Origin of the sequence: Pseudomonas viciae (genome assembly GCF_004786035.1) — a bacterium.
Classification (GTDB): domain Bacteria; phylum Pseudomonadota; class Gammaproteobacteria; order Pseudomonadales; family Pseudomonadaceae; genus Aquipseudomonas; species Aquipseudomonas viciae.
The window spans coordinates 1,774,446-1,797,116 of sequence record NZ_CP035088.1 but is presented as its reverse complement, the minus strand read 5'-3'; the positions used below and the strand labels follow the sequence as shown (position 1 = coordinate 1,797,116).

Annotated in this window: 26 protein-coding genes; 6 read left to right on the top strand and 20 right to left on the bottom strand. The window is 61.6% G+C overall.

Annotation, left to right across the window (positions count from 1 at the left end):
• Positions 1 to 2: 2 nt before the first annotated feature.
• The 3 genes from ngg (at position 3) to EPZ47_RS08255 (ending at position 3,590) form a co-directional block, all read left to right on the top strand.
• On the top strand, positions 3 to 1,745 hold the full coding sequence (gene ngg / locus EPZ47_RS08270; protein WP_135844334.1) for an N-acetylglutaminylglutamine synthetase: 1,743 nt from the start codon (positions 3 to 5) through the stop codon (positions 1,743 to 1,745).
• 207 nt (positions 1,746 to 1,952) lie between these two features.
• Positions 1,953 to 3,143 carry an osmoprotectant NAGGN system M42 family peptidase gene (locus EPZ47_RS08265; protein ID WP_135844333.1) on the top strand — a complete coding sequence of 397 codons (1,191 nt, stop codon included), beginning with the start codon at positions 1,953 to 1,955 and terminating at the stop codon, positions 3,141 to 3,143.
• 219 nt (positions 3,144 to 3,362) lie between these two features.
• Positions 3,363 to 3,590 (top strand): YheU family protein, encoded by a 228-nt coding sequence (locus tag EPZ47_RS08255; RefSeq protein WP_003199186.1) that lies wholly within the window; start codon positions 3,363 to 3,365, stop codon positions 3,588 to 3,590.
• On the opposite strand, the gene csrA is transcribed toward EPZ47_RS08255, so the two are convergent.
• From csrA to EPZ47_RS08240, 3 genes are all read right to left on the bottom strand, one after another.
• The gene (csrA, locus tag EPZ47_RS08250; RefSeq protein WP_135844331.1) at positions 3,579 to 3,779 is read right to left on the bottom strand and encodes a carbon storage regulator CsrA; all 201 of its coding nucleotides are present in this window, start codon (positions 3,777 to 3,779) and stop codon (positions 3,579 to 3,581) included. The genes EPZ47_RS08255 and csrA overlap by 12 nt on opposite strands.
• 146 nt (positions 3,780 to 3,925) lie before the next feature.
• Entirely contained in the window at positions 3,926 to 4,258 is a 333-nt protein-coding gene (locus EPZ47_RS08245) for a YnfA family protein (protein ID WP_135844330.1), read from the bottom strand.
• Between the two features lie 57 nt (positions 4,259 to 4,315).
• Entirely contained in the window at positions 4,316 to 5,131 is an 816-nt protein-coding gene (locus tag EPZ47_RS08240; RefSeq protein ID WP_135844329.1) for an SDR family oxidoreductase, read from the bottom strand.
• A gap of 368 nt (positions 5,132 to 5,499) precedes the next feature.
• On the opposite strand from EPZ47_RS08240, the gene EPZ47_RS08235 reads away from it, so the two are divergent.
• Entirely contained in the window at positions 5,500 to 5,652 is a 153-nt protein-coding gene (locus tag EPZ47_RS08235) for a DUF3309 family protein (protein ID WP_003183939.1), read from the top strand.
• Positions 5,653 to 5,714: 62 nt separating this feature from the next.
• Here EPZ47_RS08235 and EPZ47_RS08230 read toward each other — a convergent pair whose 3' ends face one another.
• The 12 genes from EPZ47_RS08230 to ccmA form a co-directional block, all read right to left on the bottom strand.
• Positions 5,715 to 7,808 (bottom strand): LTA synthase family protein, encoded by a 2,094-nt coding sequence (locus EPZ47_RS08230; RefSeq protein ID WP_135844328.1) that lies wholly within the window; start codon positions 7,806 to 7,808, stop codon positions 5,715 to 5,717.
• A gap of 412 nt (positions 7,809 to 8,220) precedes the next feature.
• Positions 8,221 to 9,096 (bottom strand): polyamine aminopropyltransferase, encoded by an 876-nt coding sequence (gene speE, locus EPZ47_RS08225; protein WP_135844327.1) that lies wholly within the window; start codon positions 9,094 to 9,096, stop codon positions 8,221 to 8,223.
• Between the two features lie 240 nt (positions 9,097 to 9,336).
• Entirely contained in the window at positions 9,337 to 9,744 is a 408-nt protein-coding gene (locus EPZ47_RS08220; RefSeq protein WP_135844326.1) for a hypothetical protein, read from the bottom strand.
• Between the two features lie 14 nt (positions 9,745 to 9,758).
• On the bottom strand, positions 9,759 to 10,961 hold the full coding sequence (ccmI, locus tag EPZ47_RS08215; protein ID WP_135844325.1) for a c-type cytochrome biogenesis protein CcmI: 1,203 nt from the start codon (positions 10,959 to 10,961) through the stop codon (positions 9,759 to 9,761).
• Complete coding sequence (locus EPZ47_RS08210; RefSeq protein ID WP_135844324.1) at positions 10,954 to 11,427, bottom strand: cytochrome c-type biogenesis protein; 474 nt, start codon at positions 11,425 to 11,427, stop codon at positions 10,954 to 10,956. The genes ccmI and EPZ47_RS08210 overlap by 8 nt, the downstream gene beginning before the upstream one ends.
• Entirely contained in the window at positions 11,424 to 11,960 is a 537-nt protein-coding gene (locus tag EPZ47_RS08205) for a DsbE family thiol:disulfide interchange protein (RefSeq protein WP_135844323.1), read from the bottom strand. The genes EPZ47_RS08210 and EPZ47_RS08205 overlap by 4 nt, the downstream gene beginning before the upstream one ends.
• Complete coding sequence (locus EPZ47_RS08200; protein WP_135844322.1) at positions 11,957 to 13,945, bottom strand: heme lyase CcmF/NrfE family subunit; 1,989 nt, start codon at positions 13,943 to 13,945, stop codon at positions 11,957 to 11,959. Before EPZ47_RS08200 ends, EPZ47_RS08205 begins: the two co-directional genes overlap by 4 nt.
• Before the next feature lie 3 nt (positions 13,946 to 13,948).
• Complete coding sequence (gene ccmE / locus EPZ47_RS08195) at positions 13,949 to 14,404, bottom strand: cytochrome c maturation protein CcmE (RefSeq protein ID WP_135844321.1); 456 nt, start codon at positions 14,402 to 14,404, stop codon at positions 13,949 to 13,951.
• On the bottom strand, positions 14,401 to 14,577 hold the full coding sequence (gene ccmD, locus EPZ47_RS08190) for a heme exporter protein CcmD (RefSeq protein ID WP_135844320.1): 177 nt from the start codon (positions 14,575 to 14,577) through the stop codon (positions 14,401 to 14,403). Before ccmD ends, ccmE begins: the two co-directional genes overlap by 4 nt.
• Positions 14,574 to 15,329, bottom strand: coding sequence for a heme ABC transporter permease (locus EPZ47_RS08185; RefSeq protein ID WP_135844319.1), 756 nt, complete (start codon positions 15,327 to 15,329; stop codon positions 14,574 to 14,576). The genes ccmD and EPZ47_RS08185 overlap by 4 nt, the downstream gene beginning before the upstream one ends.
• A gap of 94 nt (positions 15,330 to 15,423) precedes the next feature.
• Entirely contained in the window at positions 15,424 to 16,092 is a 669-nt protein-coding gene (gene ccmB / locus EPZ47_RS08180) for a heme exporter protein CcmB (protein WP_003183957.1), read from the bottom strand.
• The gene (ccmA, locus tag EPZ47_RS08175) at positions 16,089 to 16,724 is read right to left on the bottom strand and encodes a cytochrome c biogenesis heme-transporting ATPase CcmA (protein ID WP_135844318.1); all 636 of its coding nucleotides are present in this window, start codon (positions 16,722 to 16,724) and stop codon (positions 16,089 to 16,091) included. Before ccmA ends, ccmB begins: the two co-directional genes overlap by 4 nt.
• Positions 16,725 to 16,922: 198 nt before the next feature.
• Between ccmA and fliK the strand changes: the two genes are divergently transcribed.
• On the top strand, positions 16,923 to 18,494 hold the full coding sequence (fliK, locus tag EPZ47_RS08170; protein WP_135844317.1) for a flagellar hook-length control protein FliK: 1,572 nt from the start codon (positions 16,923 to 16,925) through the stop codon (positions 18,492 to 18,494).
• On the top strand, positions 18,491 to 18,820 hold the full coding sequence (locus EPZ47_RS08165; protein ID WP_014337186.1) for an EscU/YscU/HrcU family type III secretion system export apparatus switch protein: 330 nt from the start codon (positions 18,491 to 18,493) through the stop codon (positions 18,818 to 18,820). The genes fliK and EPZ47_RS08165 overlap by 4 nt, the downstream gene beginning before the upstream one ends.
• Before the next feature lie 201 nt (positions 18,821 to 19,021).
• Here the strand turns inward: EPZ47_RS08165 and EPZ47_RS08160 are convergent, their stop codons facing one another.
• The 5 genes from EPZ47_RS08160 to motD all read right to left on the bottom strand — a co-directional run bounded on the left by EPZ47_RS08160 (position 19,022) and on the right by motD (position 22,669).
• Positions 19,022 to 19,417: a DUF2802 domain-containing protein gene (locus tag EPZ47_RS08160; protein ID WP_135844316.1), complete on the bottom strand. Its 396-nt coding sequence runs from the start codon at positions 19,415 to 19,417 to the stop codon at positions 19,022 to 19,024.
• A complete protein-coding gene (locus EPZ47_RS08155; RefSeq protein WP_003183968.1) occupies positions 19,418 to 19,903 on the bottom strand; it encodes a chemotaxis protein CheW in 486 nt (161 codons plus the stop codon). It lies immediately after the preceding gene.
• 72 nt (positions 19,904 to 19,975) lie between these two features.
• Complete coding sequence (locus EPZ47_RS08150) at positions 19,976 to 20,848, bottom strand: CheW domain-containing protein (RefSeq protein WP_135844315.1); 873 nt, start codon at positions 20,846 to 20,848, stop codon at positions 19,976 to 19,978.
• 95 nt (positions 20,849 to 20,943) lie between these two features.
• A complete protein-coding gene (locus tag EPZ47_RS08145) occupies positions 20,944 to 21,735 on the bottom strand; it encodes a ParA family protein (protein ID WP_135844314.1) in 792 nt (263 codons plus the stop codon).
• A gap of 49 nt (positions 21,736 to 21,784) precedes the next feature.
• Complete coding sequence (gene motD / locus EPZ47_RS08140; RefSeq protein WP_135844313.1) at positions 21,785 to 22,669, bottom strand: flagellar motor protein MotD; 885 nt, start codon at positions 22,667 to 22,669, stop codon at positions 21,785 to 21,787.
• Positions 22,670 to 22,671: the final 2 nt, after the last annotated feature.

The window sequence follows — 22,671 nt, the reverse complement described above, 5'->3', positions numbered from 1 at the left end:
GCATGAAACCTTCAACCGTTCACAACCAACGCCTTTTGCGCGGCCAGGCGCCGTCCTATGAACGCCTGCAGGCGCGCCTGGCCGAAGATGGCAGCGAATTGGGCGCCGACCCGATCGCGGTGCATTGCGGCTGGGGCCGATTGCTGATCGGTCACACCTTCCCGGACCCGGCGAGCCTGGCCCGGGAACTGCTCAACGAACAATCCGGCGAACGTGACATTGCCTTGTACGTCGCCGCGCCCCAGCAGGTGCTGGGGCTGGAACCGGCGCAGCTATTTCTCGATCCGTCCGACACCTTGCGCCTGTGGTTCAGCGACTATCGGCAGGCCACGCGGGTGTTTCGCGGCTTCCGGATTCGCCGGGCGCAAAGCGATGCCGACTGGCAGGCCATCAACCAGCTGTACCTGGCCCGGGGCATGCTGCCCATCGATCCACAACGACTGACCCCGCGTCATGCGGGCGGCCCGGTGTACTGGCTGGCCGAAGACGACGACAGCGGCGCGGTGATCGGCAGCGTCATGGGCCTGAATCATCAAAAAGCCTTCAACGATCCGGAAAACGGCAGCAGCCTCTGGTGCCTGGCCGTGGACCCGCAATGCTCACGGCCGGGTGTTGGCGAAGTGCTGGTACGCCACCTCATCGAGCACTTCATGAGCCGTGGTTTGAGTTACCTCGACCTGTCGGTGCTGCATGACAATCGCCTGGCGAAAAACCTTTACGCCAAACTTGGTTTCCGTAACCTCTCGACCTTCGCCATCAAACGCAAGAACGGCATTAATCAGCCGCTGTTCCTTGGCCCTGGCCCCGAGGCGCCGTTCAATCCTTACGCACGAATCATCGTCGAGGAAGCCCATCGTCGAGGCATCGAAGTGCAGGTGGACGACGCCGAGGCCGGATTATTCACCCTGGTCCACGGCAGCCGCCGGGTGCGTTGCCGGGAATCCTTGAGCGACCTGACCAGTGCCATCAGCATGACCTTGTGCCAGGACAAAAGCCTGACCCATAAGGTGCTCAAAAGCGCTGGCCTGAACCTGCCAGCCCAGCAACGGGTGGGCAATGCCGACGACAACCTGGCGTTTCTCGATGAGCACGAGCGGGTGGTGGTCAAGCCGCTGGACGGTGAACAGGGCCAAGGCGTAGCGGTGGACCTGCGCACGATCGAAGACGTGCAGAGCGCCATCGAAACGGCCCGGCAGTTTGACAGCCGAGTGTTGTTGGAAAGCTTCCACGAAGGGTTGGACCTGCGGGTCCTGGTGATCGGCTTTGAAGTGGTGGCCGCGGCCATTCGGCGTCCGGCGGAGGTGATCGGCGACGGCCAGCACAGCATCGGCGCGCTGATCGAAGCCCAGAGCCGCCGACGGCAAGCCGCCACCGGGGGTGAGAGCAAGATTCCGATGGACGCCGAAACCGAACGCACCCTGAGCGCGGCCGGGTTTGACTACGACAGCGTGTTACCGGCCGGCAAACATCTATTCGTCCGGCGCACGGCGAACCTGCATACCGGCGGCGTCCTGGAGGATGTCACCGGGATCCTTCATCCAACCCTGGCCGATGCAGCGGTGCGCGCCGCGCGGGCGCTGGACATCCCCATGGTCGGCCTCGATTTGCTGGTGCCAGCGGCCGATCAACCCGAATACGTGTTCATCGAAGCCAACGAACGCGCAGGTTTAGCCAACCACGAACCACAACCCACTGCCGAACGCTTTGTGGATTTGTTGTTTCCTCATAGTCAGGCGGTGGCCTAGCCCTTTTCCCCGTGGCGAGGGAGCTTGCTCCCGCTCGACTCTGTAAGAGCTGGCGAAGCCTGCGATCTTTTGATCTTTCGCTTGAGACTCAAGTGTCCGGGGAAAGATCGCAGCCTCGTTGCATTCGACAGCTCCTACGGCCCAGCGGGAGCAAGCTCCCTCGCCACAGGGGCCCTCATCTATTTGAACGTTCCGAGAGGAGTTTCCATGATCAGCAAAATTCCCGAACCGAATCTCGAATACCTGCAAAAGGTCTTGCTGGAAATGCTTGCCATCCCCAGCCCTACCGGCTTCACCGACACCATCGTGCGCTACGTGGCCGAACGACTCGAAGAACTGGGCATTCCGTTTGAAATGACCCGGCGCGGTACGATCCGCGCCACCCTCAAGGGCCGCAAGAGCAGCCCCGACCGGGCGGTATCGGCCCACTTGGACACCATTGGCGCTGCCGTACGAGCGATCAAGGACAACGGTCGCCTGACCCTGGCTCCAGTGGGTTGCTGGTCCAGCCGCTTTGCCGAAGGCAGCCGGGTCAGCCTGTTCACCGACACCGGGGTGATTCGTGGCAGCGTCCTGCCATTGATGGCCTCTGGGCACGCGTTCAACACCGCCGTGGATGAAATGCCCATCAGTTGGGACCACATCGAACTGCGCCTGGACGCCTACTGCGCCACCCGAGCCGATTGCGAGACCCTGGGCGTGGGCATCGGCGACTACGTGGCCTTTGATCCCTTGCCTGAGTTCACCGAGAGCGGCCACATCAGCGCCCGGCACCTGGACGACAAGGCCGGGGTTGCCGCGCTGCTGGCAGCGCTCAAGGCGATTGTCGACAGCGGCGAAGAGCTGCTGATCGACTGTCACCCACTGTTCACCATCACCGAGGAAACCGGCAGCGGCGCGGCGGCCGCACTGCCTTGGGACGTCAGTGAGTTCGTCGGCATCGACATCGCGCCCGTCGCGCCAGGCCAGCAGTCCAGCGAACACGCGGTCAGCGTGGCGATGCAGGATTCCGGCGGCCCTTACGACTACCACCTGTCGCGGCACTTGCTGAAACTGGCCAAGGAAAACGAGCTGCCGGCACGCCGTGACCTGTTCCGCTACTACTTCAGCGACGCCCATTCGGCCGTCACCGCGGGCCACGACATCCGCACCGCCCTGCTGGCCTTCGGCTGTGACGCCACCCATGGCTACGAACGCACCCACATCGACAGCCTGGCCGCCCTCAGCCGTCTGCTCGGCGCCTACATCCTCAGCCCACCGGTATTCGCCAGCGACGCGCAACCGGCCCAGGGTTCGCTGGACCGCTTCAGTCACCAGATCGAACACGACACGCAGATGGAAAGCGACACTCGGGTGCCGTCGGTGGACAGTTTGGTGGGGCAGCGGTCGGAGAGCTGATCCAGCTAACAACATGGCTCTTGCGGGTGTATCGCAATCCAACTGTGGGAGCGGGCTTGCTCGCGAAGGCGCCGGCACATACAGCATTGATACAAGCTGGCCCACCGCTTTCGCGAGCAAGCCCGCTCCCACAGGGATTTGCAGTGACCGAAAAACCACAGGCTAGCCGCAAAAGCCCATTGGCCGTAGCATCGCCATATTGTCTAGCCGAGGTACCCCATGCTGATTCCCCACGACCAACTCGAAGTCGACACGCTCACTCGCCTGATCGAGGATTTCGTGACCCGCGACGGCACCGACAATGGTGACGACACGCCTCTGGAGACGCGTGTATTGCGGGTCAGGCAGGCCTTGACCAAAGGCCAGGCGCTGATCGTCTTCGACCCCGAAAGCGAACAGTGTCAACTGATGCTCAAGCACGATGTGCCCAAGCACCTATTCGACTGAACACGCCTTGCGAGCGGCGTGGGCCTTTTTCCTCTGGATCTTTTCGTAAATTTCGAAGCGATGAACGTCGATGTGCCGTGGCGCCTCCACGCCAAAACGCACCGTGCTGCCACTGACCGACAGCACCCGGACGGAAATATCATCACCGATGGAAATCAACTCACCCACAGCGCGGCTTAGTACGAGCATGGTTCTTATCCTTAAGATTGTCTGGACCTTGACCATGCCCGGCCTGTTTCATGTTCTCAATACACCCCCATGAATTCAGTAATGCCCTACAACCCAGACTCTGGCGACTGAAGGAAACTTCCTGCAAAACCTTGTCGCCCTCCCTTTCAAGAGGCTGAAAAACGCGGGCCGAACAGAATCACACTTGCCCCAAGCACACAGAGCGCCACACCGAGCCAGTCGGAACCCAGCGGCCGCACGCGCTCAATCACGGCCAGCCAGCCGATCGAAGCAATGATATAGATACCGCCATAGGCAGCGTAGGCACGACCGGCGTAGGACGCTTCGATGCGGGTCAGCAACAGCGCGAACAGCGTGAGGCTGAGCAGCGCCGGTGCGATCCACCAGACGCTCTTGCCCTGGCGCAGCCACATCCAGAAGGCGTAGCAGCCGGCGATTTCAAACAGCGCGGCGAGAAAAAACCACAAATAATTGAGCATGCAAGTGTCCATCAGGAAAGCCGGATGGCGCCATCCTGAGGACACCGGGCAGCCAGGTCAACTCGGGTTCTGACGGGCCTTGGCGCGCATCTTGTCGGCCATGACGGTCATTTCGTCATACAGCAACTGCGGGTTTTTCTGCTTGATGGCCCAGGCCATCCGGCCCTGCTCATGGGGCAGGATCATGAACTGGCCCTCGGCGACCTGCTGGTAGATGTAATCGGCAATGTCAGTAGCGGTGATCGGTGAGCTTTCCAGCAGTTTGCCCACCTGCGCTTTCATGGCCGGGGTCGGGCCACGGAAGGAGTCCAGCAGATTGGTCTGGAAGAACGACGGGCAGACCACATGTACGCCGATTTCCTGCTGCGCCAGTTCAATCAACAGGCTCTCCGACAACGCCACCACGCCAGCCTTGGCCACGTTGTAGTTGCTCATGGCCGGGCCCTGCATCAGGGCGGCCATGGAGGCGATGTTGATGATCTTGCCGCGGCTTTTTTCCAGCAACGGCAGGAACGCCTTGCAGCCCTTGACCACGCCCATCAGGTTGATTGCGATCTGCCAGTCCCAATCCTCGAGGGAGAGTTCGCTGAAGAACCCGCCCGACGCCACGCCAGCGTTGTTGACGATGATGTCGATACCACCCAACTTTTCTTCGCAGGCCTGGGCGAACGCGGTCAGTTGGCTGTAGTCGCGCACATCACAACGCTGGACAAAGCCCTCGCCGCCAGCGTCGCGCACCAGCCTGAGGGTTTCCTGAAGGCCGGGCTCACTGACATCCGACAAGGCCAGGCGCCAGCCTTCGCGGGCCCAGCGCAGCGCGATTTCGCGACCCAGGCCAGAACCGGCACCGGTGATCATCATGCGATTTTGCATAGGAAACAGCCTTGTTGTTCCGGGAGAGATGGGCCGAGTGTAGCGAAGGACCTGGCCTGACCCACGCTCCATCAGATTGCTGAATGGCGGGGGCTAACCGTAATGGGTTTTGAGGGCAGTAGTGCCATGGGGACAACCCTGTGGGAGCAAAGCTTGCTCGCAACAGAGGCAACTCGATTCTGGAAGGCTTCGTCGTTTGTATCGCGAGCAAGCTTTGCTCCCACAGAGGCTCCTTACACGCCATAAAAAACTTTGAATTTTTTACAGGACGTTACGGTCCGAATTATTAAGCCGCCCGGATTTAACGCATGCGTGCTGGTAGTTGAAAAGTTGCAACATTCCAGAACTGACCAATAAGGAAATCAACAATGGGCACAATACTGATCATTATCCTGATCCTCCTGCTGATCGGTGGTCTCCCGGTCTTCCCGCACTCCAGAAGTTGGGGTTACGGTCCGTCCGGTATCATCGGTGTCGTATTGGTGGTGCTGTTGGTCCTGCTGTTACTGGGCAAGATATAAACCACTAAGTAAGGGTAAAAAAAAGAGGCCTTTGCAGGCCTCTTTTTTATGCTCGCCGATGATCAATCCGGCTTGCCGTCAACCACGCCGGCGGTATTGTCCAACAGGCTCTTGGTGGCGGTCTGCAGGAACGATTCAAGCTGGAGTTTCATCCGTGCGGTATCCGGTGCGTCCGGGATGACTTGCGCATGTGGGTTGGCCCCCAGTTCATAGCGGTACATCTTCGGCGGCATTTCCTTTTCCCTGCGCAGGACCAGGATCGTGTCGTCGCGGATGATGGCAGTGGTCTGGTCGCTGCCCGACGGTTTGATCACGCCAAAACCAGGGTCGCCTTCGGGCAGGTTCAACAGGTCACGCCCCCAGCACTGGTGACGCACCTGGCCGCCGATACGGCCCATGATGGTCGGGACGATATCGATCTGGGTGCCTACAGTGTGGCTGCGCTGACCGAACTTTTCCTGGACGCCCGGGCCGATCAGCAACATCGGCACGTTGAAGCGGCCCAGGTCCATTTCACTGATCTGGCGCTCGTTGCCGAAGCCATGATCACCGACCACGACAAACAGCGTTTCCTTGAAGTAAGGCTCCTTGCGGGCCTTCTCGAAGAACTGGCCCAGCGCCCAATCGGAGTAGCGCATGGCGGTCAGGTGCTCGTTCAGGCTGCCACGGTCGGTGACCGGCGGCACCGGCAACGGCGTCGGCAGTGCATACGGCGTATGGTTGGACAGGGTTTGCAGCAAGGCATAGAACGGCTTGCCGTTTTCCCGGGCCTTGAGCTCGACCAGACCACGGTCGAACATATCCTGGTCGGACACGCCCCAGGTCGGATCGGAGAACACCGGGTTGACGAAATCGTTACGCCCGATGAACGTGGTCATGCCCTGGCTGCTGAAGAAACCAGACTGGTTGTCCCAGGCGAAATCGCCGTTGTAGACATACACGTCATCATAACCACGGGGACTGAGCAGTTGTGGCAGGCCCGACAACTTGTGGCTGCCTTCCGGCGTCTGCATCAGGTATTCGAAACCCGGCAGGTTCGGGAAGCACGCCATGGTGGCGAACATGCCTTGATGGGTGTGGGTGCCGTTGGAGAAGAAGCGGTCGAACAGCAGGCCTTCCTTGGACAGTTTATCCAGGTAAGGGGTGATGTTGCCCGGCGCGCCCAAGGCGCCCACCGAGTGACCGGCCATGCTTTCCATGAGGATCACGACCACGTTCTTGATGGGCAGGGTCTTGTCCACTGGTGGCGTGTAGTCACGACGCACGGCGGCCGTCTCGGTATCCACCAGTTTGTCGTCAGGCATCACCAGCATGTCGCGCACGGTCTGTTGTGCCAGCGACTGCTCAAGGGTGGCTTTCCAGACGTTGTCACGGTGTTCGGACAACCGGCTCTTGGCCGCCGCCACCAGCGACAGCGTGCCATTGAGGCCCAACTGGTTGGCGAAGTTCGAATCGGTGGTGTAGACATCACCCCAACGCAGGGGAGGCCCCTGGCGCAAGGTGCCACGGGCGGCAGTCACGGCGACCAGCAAGCACACGACAAACACCACGATACGGCCGTACCACGGGGCAATCTGGCGCGTACCGATGGTGCCGCCGCTGAAAGGCCCGCGTGGGCGGGTCGCACGGTCGGCACCCTTGAACGCCAGGCTCAGGATGAGGGTACCGCCGAACCAGGCCAGCAGGTAACGCACCACCGGAAAACCGTACCAGAGCATGCTCATCACGGTTTTTGGATCTTCCTTCACATATTGGAAGACCAGGCCGTTGAGGCGCTGGTGAAACTCACGGTAGAAATCCAGCTCCATCAGGCCCAGAAACAACGCGATGCTGGAGGTAACGGTCAGCCACAGACGAAAGAACCCTCGTGCCGCCATGGCCCGGGCGCTGAACAATGCCAGCAGCAGCGGGATGCTGAGGTAGACCACCAGGCGCAGGTCGAAACGCAGGCCATTGGCGAACGCTTCAACGAAGGTCGAGGCCGGGGTGTCGAGGATCATCTCGCGGTTATAGACCAGCAGCGCCACGCGCAGCAGGCTGAACATGACCATCATCACCAGGGCACAAAGCAACGTGTAGGCCAGGTGCGATTTGACGGTCGGTTGCAGCAGGCGATGCGTGGTGCGCTGCTGACTCAGGGCGTCCGGAATTGCCATGTCGATTGGGGACCTATTGGAGTTGATGTGACAAAAAGAACAACGGCGCGCCCTCTGTTGGCCAATGCCGGCCCCCGGGGCTTGCGCGAATGCGCAAATGTTGCACGAACGACTAGGACATTGCCATTAAATAGCCGGCGGCGATAAAGCGCGGGAGATTGTCCGCAAGACTTAGTGAAAATTTCGTTCAATGAATATCTGGAAACACAAAAAGTGCCGGTGAAAGAGAGCCGAGCACTGTTGTGACGGGGGGAGCCTGCTCCCGATGGACTCTGTGGGAGCTGGCGAAGCCTGCGATCTTTTGCTCTTGCGCTTGAGAGGAAAGATCGCAGCCTCGTTGCACTCGACAGCTCCTGCGGTCCAGCGGGAGCAAGCTCCCTCGCCACATGAGCTTCCTTGCTACATCAGAAAATCAGTCGTTGCTCGGTTTGTTGATCGCCTGCAATACGTATTGCGGCATGGCGAACGCACCGATGTGAACTTCGGGGTTGTAGTAGCGGGTGACGATCCCGCTGCCAATGAACCGCTGGCGCAGGGTCTCGCGGGACAGCTTGCGATAGGCAGGGTCGGTCGAACCCCAGGCGAAAGTCATGGCGCCGCCGATGTAGGTCGGCACGGCAGCCTGGTAGAAGTGCCAGTCGGCAAACAGGCCACGCAGGCGTCCGGCGGTGGTCTGTACTTCGCTCAGTTGCATGAACGGCGTACCGTTCTGGGTCACCAGGATGCCACCTTCGTTCAGGCAGCGATGGCAGGCCTGGTAGAAGTTTTCCGAAAACAGCACTTCACCCGGACCGATCGGGTCGGTTGAGTCGGAAATGATGACGTCGAATTTTTCCTGGGTGGTGCTGACAAAACGCATGCCGTCGTCGATCACCAGGTTCAGGCGCGGGTCATCGTAGGCACCCTTGGAGTGGTTGGGCAGGAACTCTTTGCACATGTCCACCACGGTGCCGTCGATTTCCACCATGGTGATGTGCTCGACACCCACGTGCTTGCTCACCTCACGCAACATGCCGCCGTCACCGCCACCGATGATCAGCACGCGCTTGGCCGTGCCGTGGGCAAGGATGGGCACGTGGGTCAGCATCTCGTGGTAGATGAACTCGTCGGCTTCGGTGGTCTGGATCACGCCGTCCAGCGCCATCACCCGGCCCATGCGCGGGTTCTCGAAGATCACCAGGTGCTGGTGCTCGGTGCGCACTTCGTGCAACAGCTTGTCCATCCGAAAACGCTGGCCGTAGCCTTCGTAGAGGGTTTCCTGGTAGTCGCCGGTCGGGGTAGTCGTCATGGTCAGGTGCTCCGATAAATACGCGGTTGGCCGATGAAGGCTCGCAAAGGCGCGCATTCTACGACGATGAACATGACAGGTCGAACCTTGTAGGCGCTGCCGAGGGAAGCGAGGCTGCGATCTTCGCCCTGACAGTTGAATCTCAAGCAAAAGCTCAAGATCAAAAAGATCCCAGGCTTCGCCAGCTCCTACGGAGCCCAGCGGGAGCAAGCGTCCTTGCCACGGGGTAATCTCCACCCCTTAGTGGAATTGACGCCCCAACCCCGCTGGCACGCCTTCGATGGTGGTGTCTTCCCATGGGCCATTCGGGCTGACGGAGCGGCTCCAGCCGTTGTTCCACCGGTAGTAGGTGCGCTGGCGGTAGAAAGTGTTGGTCTGGTTATCCAACACATAGACCCCAAGCTTGGCATCCCAGTGGCTGTTGCCTCCCGGCGGCGGGGCGAAACTGGCGGAAGTGCGGGGCAGCGGTTTGGCCGGTTTGTTCGGGGTAACAGGCTTGCTCGGTGGAGTCGACGGACCCGGCTTGGTGGTCGGGGTCGACGGTGGAATGGGCGGCAGCGGCGCCGAAGGCTCCGGCGGGCGCTGGACCGCACAAGCGCTCAAGCCCAAAACGAGCGTGAGCAAGGTGATACGAGCGATGGCGGTCATGGGGCGAATTCCTGTTATTTGTCCGGGCTGTCGATGGTCAGTTGTTGCTGCGCCGTGGTGCTGCTCGCCAGGGGTTGGCTACGGCCGATCCACTCGCCGGCGGTCGGTTGACCGGCCCGCGAGATGCGCGCCACCAGTTGGACTTCAGGGAAGTTCGACAGTTTCAGCTGCGGCATCATCGCGTCCGCGTCGCCCAACTCCACCGTGGCGGGCAGATCGGCGACGGTCATGCGCTTGGCCGCCAGCGGCGCCGGCGGACCGGAAACGGCGCGGGCGAAGATGAACACGCTGTCGCCCGGCTGCACCTTGGCCTTGAGTGCCGGCGCGAGGTCGACGCGCACCTTGAGCAGGGCTGCTGCCTTGGCCACCGGGGCCTGGACGACCTTGCCGCCACTGGCCTGGAGCTTCTCGGTGGCACGGGTGATACCGCCTTGCAGTGCGTCACGGGATTTATCGCCTTCCGGCAGTTCCACCAGCAAACGCCCCCAGTAATCGATCGCGTCCTGATAGCGCTCGCTTTCAAAGGCGGCGATACCCAGCAGGCCAAGACTGGTGACTTCCTTGGGATCGAGTTTCAGCGCTTCATCGGTCAAGGCCTGGACCTTGTCCGACCACTTCTTGCCATCGGCGAAATACTGCGCCTGGGCCCATTGCCCGAGCAGTTCGGGTTGCCGGCCGGCCACCGCCACGGTGCGCTCGAAAATCTTCGCCGCATCCGCCGGCCGATCCTGGGCCATGTAGGTTCGGCCGAGGAAATACAGACCCTCGGCGGAGTCCGGTTGCGCGGCCACCGCACGCTCCAGGCGCAAGGTCATTTCTTCCATCGACTGCGGTGCCTGGGCGAATTCACGGGTCAGTTCGACCTTGTCGCTGGCGCCGAAATGCAGGTACAGCCCCAAGCCCAGCAACGGCACCAGCACAGCCGCGAGCAGCGGCAACGGCTTGCCCAATCGGGATTCCCGTGGCGCATCGGCGCCCTCGGTGTCAGCGAGCAGTTCACGAGCAGCTTCAGCACGACCGGTGTCCAGTTGCGCCGCATTGAGCACGCCCTCCTCCCGCTCGGTTTGCAGTTCGGCGACGCGCTCCTGGTACAGCGCCACGTTGAGCGCGGTGCGGTCCTCTTCCAATTGGGCACGACGAACGCGCAATACGGGGATCAACAGAAAACTCAGGGCAACCAGAAGAAGCAGACCTGCAGCGAGCCAGAAATCAATCATGCTTGGTTTTATCCAACAGTTGGTCGAGGCGCTGGCGCTCTTCGACAGAAAGCGTGTCCGCAGCGGCGCCGCGCTGGACCCGACGGCGACGCACGATCACCGCGATAATGACGAGACCACCGAGCAACAGCGCGGCGGGGCCAAACCAGAGCAGCGCAGTCTTGGAGGACAGGGCCGGGTTGTAGCGCACAAACTCACCGTAGCGATCCACCATGAAATCGATGATCTGCTGGTTGTCCTTGCCCTCGCCGAGCATGCGGAAGATTTCCTTGCGCAGGTCAGCGGCAATCGGGGCGTTGGAGTCGGCAATGTCCTGGTTCTGGCACTTGGGGCAGCGCAGTTCCTTGGTCAGTTCGCGAAACCGCTCGCGCTCGCCGTCGTTGGCAAATTCGTAGGTGTCAATGGCGGCGTGAGCCACACCGACCAGGCTCAAGCCGAGGATGGCAGCGGCTAACCAACGCTTCATGGCTTGGCCTCGTCCACCAGGGCCTGATATTTGGCAGCCAGCTTCTCGCGCCAGACCTGTTCGTCGATCACACCGACAAACTTGTCGCGGATAACGCCCTTGGCGTCGATGAAGAAGGTTTCCGGTGCCCCGTAGACGCCCAGGTTCAGGCCCAGGGAGCCCTCTTCATCGCGAATGTCCAGTTGATACGGGTTGTGGAACTCGGCGAGCCACTTCAAGGCATCGACGTTGACGTCCTTGTAATTGACGCCGTAGATCACCACGCCGTTCTGGGCCAGTTTATTGAGCACCGGGTGCTCGACCCGGCAGGAAATGCACCAGGTGCCCCACACATTGACCAGCGCCGGTTTACCCAGCAGGTCAGCACGGGTCAGGGTTTTGTCGCCCTGCACCGAGGGCAGGGAAAACTCCGGGAACGGCTTGCCGATCATCGCCGATGGCAACTCGCTCGGATTCAGGTAAAGCCCTCGATACAAAAACACCGCCATCAACAGAAACAGCACCAGCGGCAACAGCATCAACCAACGTTTCATGCAGTGGCTCCCGTCACGCCCAGGGCTTCACGCACCCGGGTTTTCACCTTGACCCGATAACGCCGATCCAGCGCCGCCAGCACCCCGCCCAGCCCCGTGAGCAAGCCACCGAACCAGATCCAGCGCACGAACGGCTTGACGTGAACCCGCACCGCCCATGCGCCGTCGCCCAGGGACTCACCCAGCGCCACGTAGAGATCGCGGGTGAAACCGGCATCGATCCCGGCTTCGGTCATCACCGAGTTCTGCACGGTGTACAGGCGTTTTTCCGGATGCAGCACGGTCACTTCCCGGCCGTCGCGAATGACTCGCACAGTGCCTTTGTCGGAGGTGAAGTTCGGGCCTTCAAAATGTTTGGCGCCTTCAAAAACGAACTGATAGCCCCCCAGGTCCATGGACTCACCCGGCGCCAGGCGCAAGTCGCGCTCGGCGCTGTTCTGGCTGGACAGCACCACGCCCAGGGCGCAGACGGCGATGCCCAGGTGAGCGATCTGCATGCCCCAGTAACTGCGGGTCAGGGTTGGCAGGCCCTTGATCAGGCCTTTGTGGCGGGTCTTGTCGACGATGTCCCGCACGCCCGCCAGCAACACCCAGGCCGCCAGCACGAATGTCGCCAAAACCGCCCAATTGAAGTCGCCATAAGCGACCCCGGCCACCACGGCCAGGGCCGCCGTGCCCAGCAGCACCGGCGTCAACATGCCCAGCAACCACTTGACCGGGGTGTCTTTCCAGCGCACCAGCATGCCAATAGCCATCACCACCATCAGGATCGCCATCAGCGGGATGAACAGCGCATTGAAGTACGGCGGGCCGACCGACAACTTGGCGCCGGACAACGCATCGAGCACCAGCGGGTACAGCGTCCCCAACAGGATCATTGACGCAGCCACCACCAGCACCAGGTTGTTGCCCAGCAACAGGGTTTCCCGGGACCAGAGGTTGAAACCGACCTGGCTTTTCACCACCGGCGCACGCAGGGCGAACAGCGTCAGGGAACCGCCGACCACGAACAGCAGGAATATCAGGATGAACACACCACGCTCGGGGTCCGAGGCGAAGGCATGCACCGAGGTGAGGACCCCGGAGCGCACCAGGAAGGTTCCCAACAAGCTCAGCGAGAACGCAGCGATGGCCAGTAACACGGTCCAGCTCTTGAACACGCCACGCTTTTCCGTGACCGCCAAGGAGTGAATCAGCGCGGTGCCCACCAGCCAGGGCATGAACGAGGCGTTTTCCACCGGGTCCCAGAACCACCAGCCGCCCCAGCCAAGTTCGTAGTAGGCCCACCAGGAGCCGAGGGTGATGCCGATGCCGAGGAAGGCCCAGGCGACGATGGTCCATGGACGCGACCAGCGTGCCCACGCGGCATCGAGACGGCCGCCCAGCAACGCCGCGATGGCAAAGGCGAAGGCCACGGAGAAACCGACGTAGCCCATGTAGAGCATCGGCGGGTGAACGATCAGGCCGATGTCTTGCAGCAACGGATTAAGGTCGCGGCCATCCGTCGGCATCTGGGGCAGGATGCGTTCGAACGGGTTGGAAGTGACAATCAAGAACAGCAGGAAACCGGTACTGATCATGCCCATCACCGCCAGCACCCGGGCCAGCATCACCTGGGGCAACTGGCGGGAGAACACCGAGACAGCGAAAGTCCAGCCAGCGAGGATCAAGGCCCAGAGCAGCAGCGAGCCTTCATGAGCGCCCCACACCGCACTGAACTTGTAGTACCAGGGCAAGGCGCTGTTGGAGTTGCTGGCGACATACTCGACGGAAAAATCATCGACCATGAAGGCATAGGTCAGGCAACCGAAGGCAAACAGCATAAAGGCGAACTGCCCCCATGCCGCCGGCTGGGCCAGGCTCATCCACAAACGGTCGCCGCGCCAGGCACCGAGCAATGGCACCACGGCCTGGACCAGGGCAAAGCACAGCGCCAGGATCATCGCCAGATGGCCCAACTCGGGAATAAAAAGACCAGCAATCATCAATCAACCCTCCTTCACGGGAGCGGGCGCCGACTGACCGCTGTCTTTCAGGGCCTTGGTCACTTCCGGCGGCATGTATTTTTCATCGTGCTTGGCCAGCACTTCATCGGCCACCACCACGCCGTCGGCATTGAGCTTGCCCAAGGCGACGATGCCCTGCCCTTCGCGGAACAGGTCCGGCAGGATGCCCCGATAGGTGATGGTCACGGTCTTGCTGAAATCGGTGACGTTGAATTTCACGTCCAGCGAATCCCCGGAACGTACCAGGGAGCCCTTTTCCACCATGCCGCCGGCGCGGATACGGGTGTCCTTGGGCGCTTCGCCATTGGCGATCTGGGTCGGGGTGTAAAACAGGTTGATGTTCTGCTGCAGGGCGCTCAGGGCCAGACCGACCGCAACACCGACACCCACCAGGATCGCAAGAATGATGACAAGACGTTTTTTGCGCAGCGGATTCACTGACCGTTCTCCCGGCGCAGACGACGCGCCTCTTGTTGCAGATACCGCTTGCGGGCCACGATCGGCACCGCCACGTTGAGGCCCAGCACCGCCAGGCAAATGCCATAGGCGGACCAGACATACAGGCCATGATGACCCATGGCGAGGAAATCGCCGAATGAAGCGAAACTCATCGAGCGGCCTCCAGGCTATTCTGTACTTCGGCCTTCACCCAACTGGCCCGGGACTCGCGCTTGAGCACTTCCAGGCGCATGCGCAGCAACAGCACCGCGCCGAAGAAACAGTAGAAACCCAGCACGGTCAGCAACAGCGGCAGCCACATTTCAACGGGCATCGCCGGCTTTTCGGTAAGGGTGAAGGTCGCGCCCTGGTGCAGGGTGTTCCACCACTCCACCGAGTACTTGATGATCGGAATGTTGATCACGCCGACAATCGCCAACACTGCGCAGGCCTTGGCGGCGCTGTCACGATTACTGATGGCGTTGCCTAGCGCAATAAGACCGAAGTACAGGAACAGCAGGATCAGCATCGACGTCAGTCGGGCATCCCAGACCCACCACGAGCCCCAGGTCGGCTTGCCCCAGATCGCCCCGGTGACCAGCGCCACGGCGGTCATCCAGGCACCGATCGGCGCGGCGCATTGCAGGGCGACGTCGGCCAGCTTCATCTTCCATACCAGCCCGACCACACCGCACACCGCCAGCATCACGTAGACGGACTGGGCCAGCATTGCCGTGGGCACGTGGATGTAGATGATGCGAAAGCTGTTGCCTTGTTGATAGTCCGGCGGGGCGAAGGCCAGGCCCCAGACCACGCCGGAGCCAATCAGCAGCACAGCGGCGATGCTCAACCAGGGCAACAGTTTGCCGCTGATACCGTAGAACCACTTGGGTGAGCCGAGCTTGTGAAACCAGGTCCAGTTCATTGCTGTTTCCATCACGGTTGCGGCTCGCTATCACGAACCGCCGGGGTGGCCTTTACTTCCTGGGAAGCGGTCAGTTTTTGACCCGGCCTCATTATTATTCGCCGACGCTGATTTTCAGGCCAGCCGCTATTGCAAAGGGTGTCAGGGTTATCGCCAGGGCGGTCAGGCTCCCAAGCCACAGCAGATAACCGGTTGCCGGCATGCCTTGCAACGCCGCCTGCAAGGCGCCACTGCCGAGGATCAACACCGGGATATACAGCGGCAGGATCAGCAGGGCCAGCAACAGGCCGCCGCGCTTCAACCCCACCGTCAACGCCGCGCCCACCGCACCGAGCAAGCTCAACACCGGCGTACCCAGCAGCAGCGAGACTAGCAGCACAGGCATACATGCGGCGGGCAAGCCCAGCATCATCGCCAACAGCGGCGAGAGGAGCACCAGCGCCAGGCCGGAAAAAACCCAGTGTGCCAGTACCTTGGCTAAAACCAGAAGGGCCAGGGGGTGCGACGAAAGGACCCACTGCTCGAGGGAACCGTCCTCGAAATCACTGCGGAAAAGCCCGTCCAGCGAGAGCAGGACCGATAAAAGCGCCGCCACCCAGACCAGTCCCGGAGACAAGGTTTGCAACAATTGAGTCTCAGGACCGACCGCCAACGGGAACAACGCAATGACGATCGCGAAGAACACCAGCGGATTTGCCAACTCAGCCGGGCGGCGGAACAACAGGCGCGCCTCGCGGGCCAGCAACAGGCCAAACACACTCATACGGCCCAATTCCCCAGATCAATGTTGCGATACCCGGACGGCATCCGCGCCAGCGTGTGGTGGGTGGTCAAGAGCACCATACCGCCGCTTTCGCAGTGCCGGGCCAGGTGTTCCTCGAGCTGCGCGACGCCCTGTTTATCCAGGGCGGTGAACGGTTCGTCGAGAATCCACAGCGGCGGGCTGTCCAGGTACAGCCGAGCCAGGGCCACGCGGCGCTGCTGGCCGGCGGACAGGGTGTGGCACGGCACGTCTTCGAAGCCACGCAACCCCACTGTCGCTAACGCCTGCCAGATCGCCTCGCGCCCGACCGGCCGATGCAGCGCACAGAGCCAGCTAAGGTTTTCTTCAGGGGTCAGCAAATCCTTGATCCCGGCGGCATGGCCGATCCAGAGCAGGTTGCGCGCCAGTTCACTGCGCTGGCTCTGCAAGGGCTGGCCATTGAGCAACACCTGGCCGGCGGTCGGTTGCATCAACCCGGCCAGCAGGCGCAACAGGCTGGTCTTGCCACTGCCATTGGGGCCGCTGATCTGCACCATATCGCCATTGGCGAGTCTCAATTCGAGCTTTTCGAAAAGCAGCCGCAAGTCTCGCTCACAGGCGAGGCCGACGGTTTGCAGGAGAGGACTGGTCAAGGGATCGCGGGCCTTATACGGTTCAAGTCGGCAGTGCAGCGGCCGTTAAAGAGATGCAGCATAGATGCATTGACGGCCTGTTCCACAGAGCTGCGTCAAACAATTGCAAGGTTTTCGCCACTCCCTGGGAGACGGGCGGCATTATACATGCCGTGCTCTACTCTAAAGAGGGCTTATTTTCCCAAGGTAAGACCGCAGATGACAGGCGACATGAACATTTTGCCGCTGCCCCAGGCCACGGCAACGACGCGTACGCCGGCGGTCAGTGGCGAGCTGCTCAAACTGCTGACGCCGGCCGAGGGCCTGATCGGCGCTGGCCAAACCGCCAAGGCCGAAGTGCTGTCGCTCAAACAGGCGGAACAGACTTTCCAGCTATTGCTCAAGGTCACCCTGGAGAGTGGCCGCCAGACCACCGTCCAGGCCACCAGCACCCAGCCGCTGCCCCAGGGCACCAGCCTGGCCGTGACCCAGCCCTCCGCCGGCAACCTGGCGATTACCGTACAGCAGGCCATAGCCTCCAGCGTCGCGACCCTGACCCGTATCGATACCGCGCAGATGCCGGTCGGCACGCTGCTGCAAGGCAAGGTGCTCACCAGTCAGGCGCTGCCGCAAATGCCGGGGCAACCGGCGGTGTACCGGTCGTTGGTGAGCCTGCTCAACACCGTCCAGGCCGGCGCCACCCTGGACATCGACAGCCCGCAACCGCTGCGTATCGGCACGCTGTTGAGCGCCCAGGTGCAAGATGGCCAGACGCTGAAATTCGTGCCCCTGAGCAACCGCCAGGAGCAACTGGCGGTGAGCCAGCAACTGGCCACGCAGGTAAGCCGTCAAGGCTCGCTGGATAGCCTGATCGCCGCCCTGCAAAACCTGCCGGCCACTGACGACACCGGCACCGAGCTGCGCGCCGCGGTGACACGCCTGTTGGCAGGCCTGCCGGATGTCCAGCAGCTGAGCACGTCCAAAGGTTTGGCCCAGGCCATGGCAGCCAGCGGTGTGTTCCTGGAAAGCAAATTGCTCGCCGGGCAGCCGTCGGGCCTGGCACCGGACATGAAAGGTGACTTGCTGAAATTGATCGCCCAACTGACCCCCGCCCTGCCAGCCTCCACCAGCCTTGGCGCGATCATCGCCGCCAACACCCTGGCCCAGGCCATGCCCAACTTCGTGCGCAGCGCCCTGGGGATGCTTGGCCAGGTCAGCGTCAAGCCACAACCCACCCACTTCCCCCTGCCCTCGCGCCTGCTCAAAGACCAGGACCAGGAAGGCGATCTGGAACACCTGTTGCGCCTGGCGGCGGCCGCCGTGTCGCGCCTGCAAAGCCATCAGCTGTCGAGCCTGGAACAGACCGGTCTGACCGACGACGGCCGGCTGATGAGCACCTGGCAACTGGAAATCCCGATGCGCAATCTGCAGGACATCGTGCCCTTGCAGGTCAAATTCCAACGCGAGGAAACCCCGCCCCGGGAGCAGCCAGCCGAGCGCCGGGATGAACGTGAACCGAAACAGCAACTCTGGCGGGTCGAGCTGGCCTTCGACATGGAGCCGTTGGGACCGCTGCAAATCCAGGCGCAGTTGCTCAGCGGCAGCCTGTCGAGCCAGTTATGGGCGCAGCGGCCGTACACCGCGAGCCTGATCGAAAGCAACCTGACAGCGCTGCGTGAGCGCCTGGTGAGTTGTGGCCTGAACGTCGGCGACCTGGACTGCCATCTCGGCACCCCGCCCCAGGGCCCCAAGACTCGCCTGGAACAACGCTGGGTGGACGAAACCGCATGACAACCCACACCGAACCCCGCCAAGCCATCGCCCTCAAGTACGATGGCCACCACGCCCCAACCCTCACCGCCAAGGGTGACGAAGCCCTGGCCGAGGAAATCCTGCGGATCGCCCGCGAAAGCGAAGTGCCGATTTATGAAAACGCCGAGTTGGTGAAGCTGTTGGCGCGGATGGAACTGGGGGACAGCATTCCAGAAGAGTTGTACCGCACGATTGCCGAGATCATCGCGTTTGCCTGGAACCTCAAGGGCAAGTTCCCCCAGGGCCATGATCCGAATGCACCGAGTGTCGAGAAGGATGTGACCGATCGCGGCGACGATTACTGATCGCAACGACGCTGTACCTGTGGCGAGGGAGCTTGCTCCCGCTCGGGTGCGCAGCAGCCGCAAAAGCTGAGGTCCGCTGCGCGGCCCAGCGGGAGCAAGCTCCCTCACCACAGGGGGTTGTTGACTGCAGGGTCCAGGTATGCGCGCGACAAAAAACTGTGGGAGCTTTCTCACTCCCACAGTTGATCAGGGCGAGAACGATCAACCGCCCCTATGCAACTTACTCATCAACTCCGCCTCGGCCTGGGTCAAGCCGCAGGATTGGGTCAGTTCGTCGACGCTGGCGCCCATGCCAACCAGGCGTGCGGCCTGGGCGAAGGACAAGGTGGAGGGGTCGCGTTGTTCCAGTTGGGCCAGTTTGTCCGGCAACGGCGCGACCACGGCGCGTAGCTCATGGAGGGCTTCACCCATGCGCACGGTGCCGTTCTGATAATCGTCGACGCGTTTGGCCAGGTCCTTGATGCGCTGATCGCGCAGCGCATCGCCCTGGGCCTGCTGAGCGGCGATCTGCCGCTGACCACGTATGTACGCCACAAACATCGCCAGCGTGCCTGCCCAAAAAAGGAACAGGACAATGACTGCTACCTCAAGAATCAATCAGATACTCTCCAGTTCCGACCACTCTTCTTCGCTCATCATTTTTTCCAGCTCGACCAGGATCAGCAACTCGTTGTTCTTGTTGCAAACACCCTGGATGAACTTAGCCGACTCTTCGTTACCGACGTTAGGCGCGGTTTCGATTTCCGACTGACGCAAGTAAACCACTTCGGCGACGCTGTCGACGAGAATGCCGACCACTTGCTTATCGGCTTCGATGATCACGATACGCGTGTTGTCGTTGACCTCGGTGGAGCTCAAGCCAAAACGCTGGCGAGTGTCGATGACCGTAACCACGTTACCGCGCAGGTTGATGATGCCCAGCACGTAGCTGGGTGCACCCGGAACCGGGGCGATCTCGGTATAGCGCAGCACTTCCTGAACGCGCATCACGTTGATGCCGTAGGTTTCGTTGTCGAGTTTGAAGGTTACCCATTGCAAAATCGGATCTTCGGAACCCTTGAGAGACGACGCCTTATCATTCATACCCTGACCCCTCGAAAAACCGCCTGTGGCGGCGTGTGTTCTGTCCCGTGACGCTGTGCGCCACCGGTTGTCTTATTTCGGTTTCTGGACCGGCTTGGTGCCGCCCAGGTGTTTTGCCCCGCCGCTGGCGATCAGCTCGGCCAGCTCGGACACGTCCAGCAAGGCGCACATGTGCTCGATCACCGTCCCGGCCAGCCATGGCCGTTGCCCTCGATGGCTGCGCCATTTGATCTCGTTCGGGTCCAGGCGCAGCGAGCGACTGACCTGATGCACCGCCAAACCCCATTCATAACCTTGCACAGAAATCACGTACTGCAGGCCCTGGCGAAAATCATCGCGATAACGGTCCGGCATCACCCAACGCGCGGTGTCGAGCACCTTGAGGTTGCCGGCCTGGCTCGGCAGGATCCCGAGGAACCATTCCGGCTGGCCGAACAACGGCGTCAATTCCTGCCCGGCCAGGGAATAAATCGATCCCAGGCATACCAGCGGCACCGCCAGGGTCAACCCGGCCACATCGAACAACAGACACTCGAACGGCTCGGCGGCCCAGGCCGGACGGTCATCGTTTGGCACCGGCGGCGGCGGGTTGCTCGGCGGCAAGTGGACTTCCACCACCGGCGTCACCAGGCCCTGCAACAACGGTGCAACGGTCGAGACCGGCGCCAGGATCGGCGCAGGCGCGTCCATGACGGCCACCTGAGGCTTGATAAACGGTGCCTCGACCGCCGCCGCCATCACTGACTTCTGCGCGTCACGGGCCTGCTCTTCGAGCACGGCCGCCTGAAACTCATCCAGCACGCCTTCGGGTACGACGGTCTCGGGCAACGCCTCGATCACGCTCGGCGGCGGTGACAGTTCTTCGGTCGCTTCCTGCAACAGCCCGTCCAGATAGGACTGCAAGGCCATTTGCGGACGCGAGGTTGTCTTTATCGGGCGGCTCATAGGAACAGTGCGCCGCTTAAAGAGGTTATCGGCATGAATGCGGTCGGACTTGAGCGCTCGCAAGCGAGCACGATGCCTAGGGGAAACCTCGTCACTTAAGCCACCTGCTGTGAAACAAGCTGTTGGGCCAGCAGGTGCTTGAGCAGCGCCCGATAGGCCAGCACACCACGGCTTTTGCCGTCGAATTGCGAAGGGGTCAGGCCGGCGCGGCTGGCGTCGCGCAGACGGGTATCGACGGGAATGTAGCCTTGCCAGATGTCATCCGGGTACATGTCCCGCAACACGCGCAGGGTACCCAGGGACGCCTGGGTACGCCGGTCGAACAGGGTCGGCACGATGTTGAAGGCAAGCGATTGCTTGCGAGAGCGGTTGACCATCGCCAGGGTATTGACCATGCGCTCCAGGCCCTTGACCGCCAGGTGCTCGGTTTGCACCGGGATGACCAATTGCTGACTGGCCGCCAAAGCGTTGACCATCAGCAAACCGAGCAACGGCGGACTGTCGATGATCGCGTAATCGAAATCCTGCCATAGCTGCGCCAGACTCTTGGCGATGACCAGCCCCAGGCCGCTCTGTCCCGGCGACTGCCGTTCCAGGGTCGCCAAAGCGGTACTCGACGGCAACAGGGAAATCCGCTCGTCGCTGGTGGACAGCAGCAACTGCCCCGGCAGACCTTCTGGCACAACACCCTTGTGCAGGAACAGGTCGTAGTTGCTGTGCTCCAGGCTGTCGGGATCGTAACCAAAATAGCTGGTCATCGAGCCGTGGGGGTCCAGATCGACCATGACCACGCGCTTGCCCGCCTCGGCCAGCAATCCGGCTAAAGCGATGGAAGATGTGGTTTTGCCCACACCACCTTTTTGATTGGCGACTGCCCAGACTCTCATTCGGATCGTTCCTCCCGGCCGAAACAGGCTCGACCGAGAAATAGCTCGGTTATAAAGCGGGTGACGGAGAATTGACGGCACTCTGTCGTCCCGGCGACTTGACCGAGGTCGGTGCAGTTTGTGTGCCAGCACGCTTCAACGCCGCGTCCGGTTTTGCATTGGCCGTGCCGGTACCGGTCAGGCTGCGGCGCACATCGAGGTTTCGCGACACCACCAGTACCACGCGACGGTTACGCGCACGCCCCTCGGCCGTGGCGTTGTTGGCCACCGGCTGGAACTCCCCATAGCCCACCGACGCCAGGCGGCCAGGGTTCACACCCTGCATGGCGAGCATGCGCACGATGCTCGCCGAACGGGCCGAGGACAGTTCCCAGTTGGTCGGGTACTGCGGAGTGCGGATTGGCTGGTCGTCGGTGAAACCTTCAACATGGATCGGGTTGTCGAAGGGCTTCAGGATCGTCGCCACTTTATCGATGATGTTGAACGCCATGTCGCTGGGCATGGCGTCGCCGCTGCCGAACAACAGGCTGGAATTGAGCTCGATCTCGACCCACAACTCATTGCCGCGCACGGTCATCTGGTTCGAGCTGATCAGGTCGCCGAACGCCGCGCTGATGTCGTCAGCGATGCTTTTCAACGGATCGCTGCCGCCGGCGATACCGGCATCCACCTGCTCGGAATCCTTGATCAGCGGCTTGGCCGGCGTGGTGCTCTTGGGCCGCTCATCACCAATGGGGATGGGCTTGAGGGCGCGGTCGGAGTCGGTAAAGACCCCGATCAACGCTTCGGAAATGACTTTGTACTTGCCTTCGTTGACCGACGAGATCGAATACATGACCACGAAAAAGGCGAACAACAGCGTGATGAAGTCGGCGTAGGAAACCAGCCAGCGTTCATGATTGACGTGTTCTTCACGATGTCTGCGACGTGCCATGG

Coding starts and splice junctions, on each gene's coding strand:
- ngg (WP_135844334.1), top strand. CDS start 3: ATGAAACCTTCAACCGTTCACAACCAACGCCTTTTGCGCGGCCAGGCG.
- EPZ47_RS08265 (WP_135844333.1), top strand. CDS start 1,953: ATGATCAGCAAAATTCCCGAACCGAATCTCGAATACCTGCAAAAGGTC.
- EPZ47_RS08255 (WP_003199186.1), top strand. CDS start 3,363: ATGCTGATTCCCCACGACCAACTCGAAGTCGACACGCTCACTCGCCTG.
- csrA (WP_135844331.1), bottom strand. CDS start 3,779: ATGCTCGTACTAAGCCGCGCTGTGGGTGAGTTGATTTCCATCGGTGAT.
- EPZ47_RS08245 (WP_135844330.1), bottom strand. CDS start 4,258: ATGCTCAATTATTTGTGGTTTTTTCTCGCCGCGCTGTTTGAAATCGCC.
- EPZ47_RS08240 (WP_135844329.1), bottom strand. CDS start 5,131: ATGCAAAATCGCATGATGATCACCGGTGCCGGTTCTGGCCTGGGTCGC.
- EPZ47_RS08235 (WP_003183939.1), top strand. CDS start 5,500: ATGGGCACAATACTGATCATTATCCTGATCCTCCTGCTGATCGGTGGT.
- EPZ47_RS08230 (WP_135844328.1), bottom strand. CDS start 7,808: ATGGCAATTCCGGACGCCCTGAGTCAGCAGCGCACCACGCATCGCCTG.
- speE (WP_135844327.1), bottom strand. CDS start 9,096: ATGACGACTACCCCGACCGGCGACTACCAGGAAACCCTCTACGAAGGC.
- EPZ47_RS08220 (WP_135844326.1), bottom strand. CDS start 9,744: ATGACCGCCATCGCTCGTATCACCTTGCTCACGCTCGTTTTGGGCTTG.
- ccmI (WP_135844325.1), bottom strand. CDS start 10,961: ATGATTGATTTCTGGCTCGCTGCAGGTCTGCTTCTTCTGGTTGCCCTG.
- EPZ47_RS08210 (WP_135844324.1), bottom strand. CDS start 11,427: ATGAAGCGTTGGTTAGCCGCTGCCATCCTCGGCTTGAGCCTGGTCGGT.
- EPZ47_RS08205 (WP_135844323.1), bottom strand. CDS start 11,960: ATGAAACGTTGGTTGATGCTGTTGCCGCTGGTGCTGTTTCTGTTGATG.
- EPZ47_RS08200 (WP_135844322.1), bottom strand. CDS start 13,945: ATGATTGCTGGTCTTTTTATTCCCGAGTTGGGCCATCTGGCGATGATC.
- ccmD (WP_135844320.1), bottom strand. CDS start 14,577: ATGAGTTTCGCTTCATTCGGCGATTTCCTCGCCATGGGTCATCATGGC.
- EPZ47_RS08185 (WP_135844319.1), bottom strand. CDS start 15,329: ATGAACTGGACCTGGTTTCACAAGCTCGGCTCACCCAAGTGGTTCTAC.
- ccmB (WP_003183957.1), bottom strand. CDS start 16,092: ATGAGTGTGTTTGGCCTGTTGCTGGCCCGCGAGGCGCGCCTGTTGTTC.
- fliK (WP_135844317.1), top strand. CDS start 16,923: ATGACAGGCGACATGAACATTTTGCCGCTGCCCCAGGCCACGGCAACG.
- EPZ47_RS08165 (WP_014337186.1), top strand. CDS start 18,491: ATGACAACCCACACCGAACCCCGCCAAGCCATCGCCCTCAAGTACGAT.
- EPZ47_RS08155 (WP_003183968.1), bottom strand. CDS start 19,903: ATGAATGATAAGGCGTCGTCTCTCAAGGGTTCCGAAGATCCGATTTTG.
- EPZ47_RS08150 (WP_135844315.1), bottom strand. CDS start 20,848: ATGAGCCGCCCGATAAAGACAACCTCGCGTCCGCAAATGGCCTTGCAG.
- EPZ47_RS08145 (WP_135844314.1), bottom strand. CDS start 21,735: ATGAGAGTCTGGGCAGTCGCCAATCAAAAAGGTGGTGTGGGCAAAACC.
- motD (WP_135844313.1), bottom strand. CDS start 22,669: ATGGCACGTCGCAGACATCGTGAAGAACACGTCAATCATGAACGCTGG.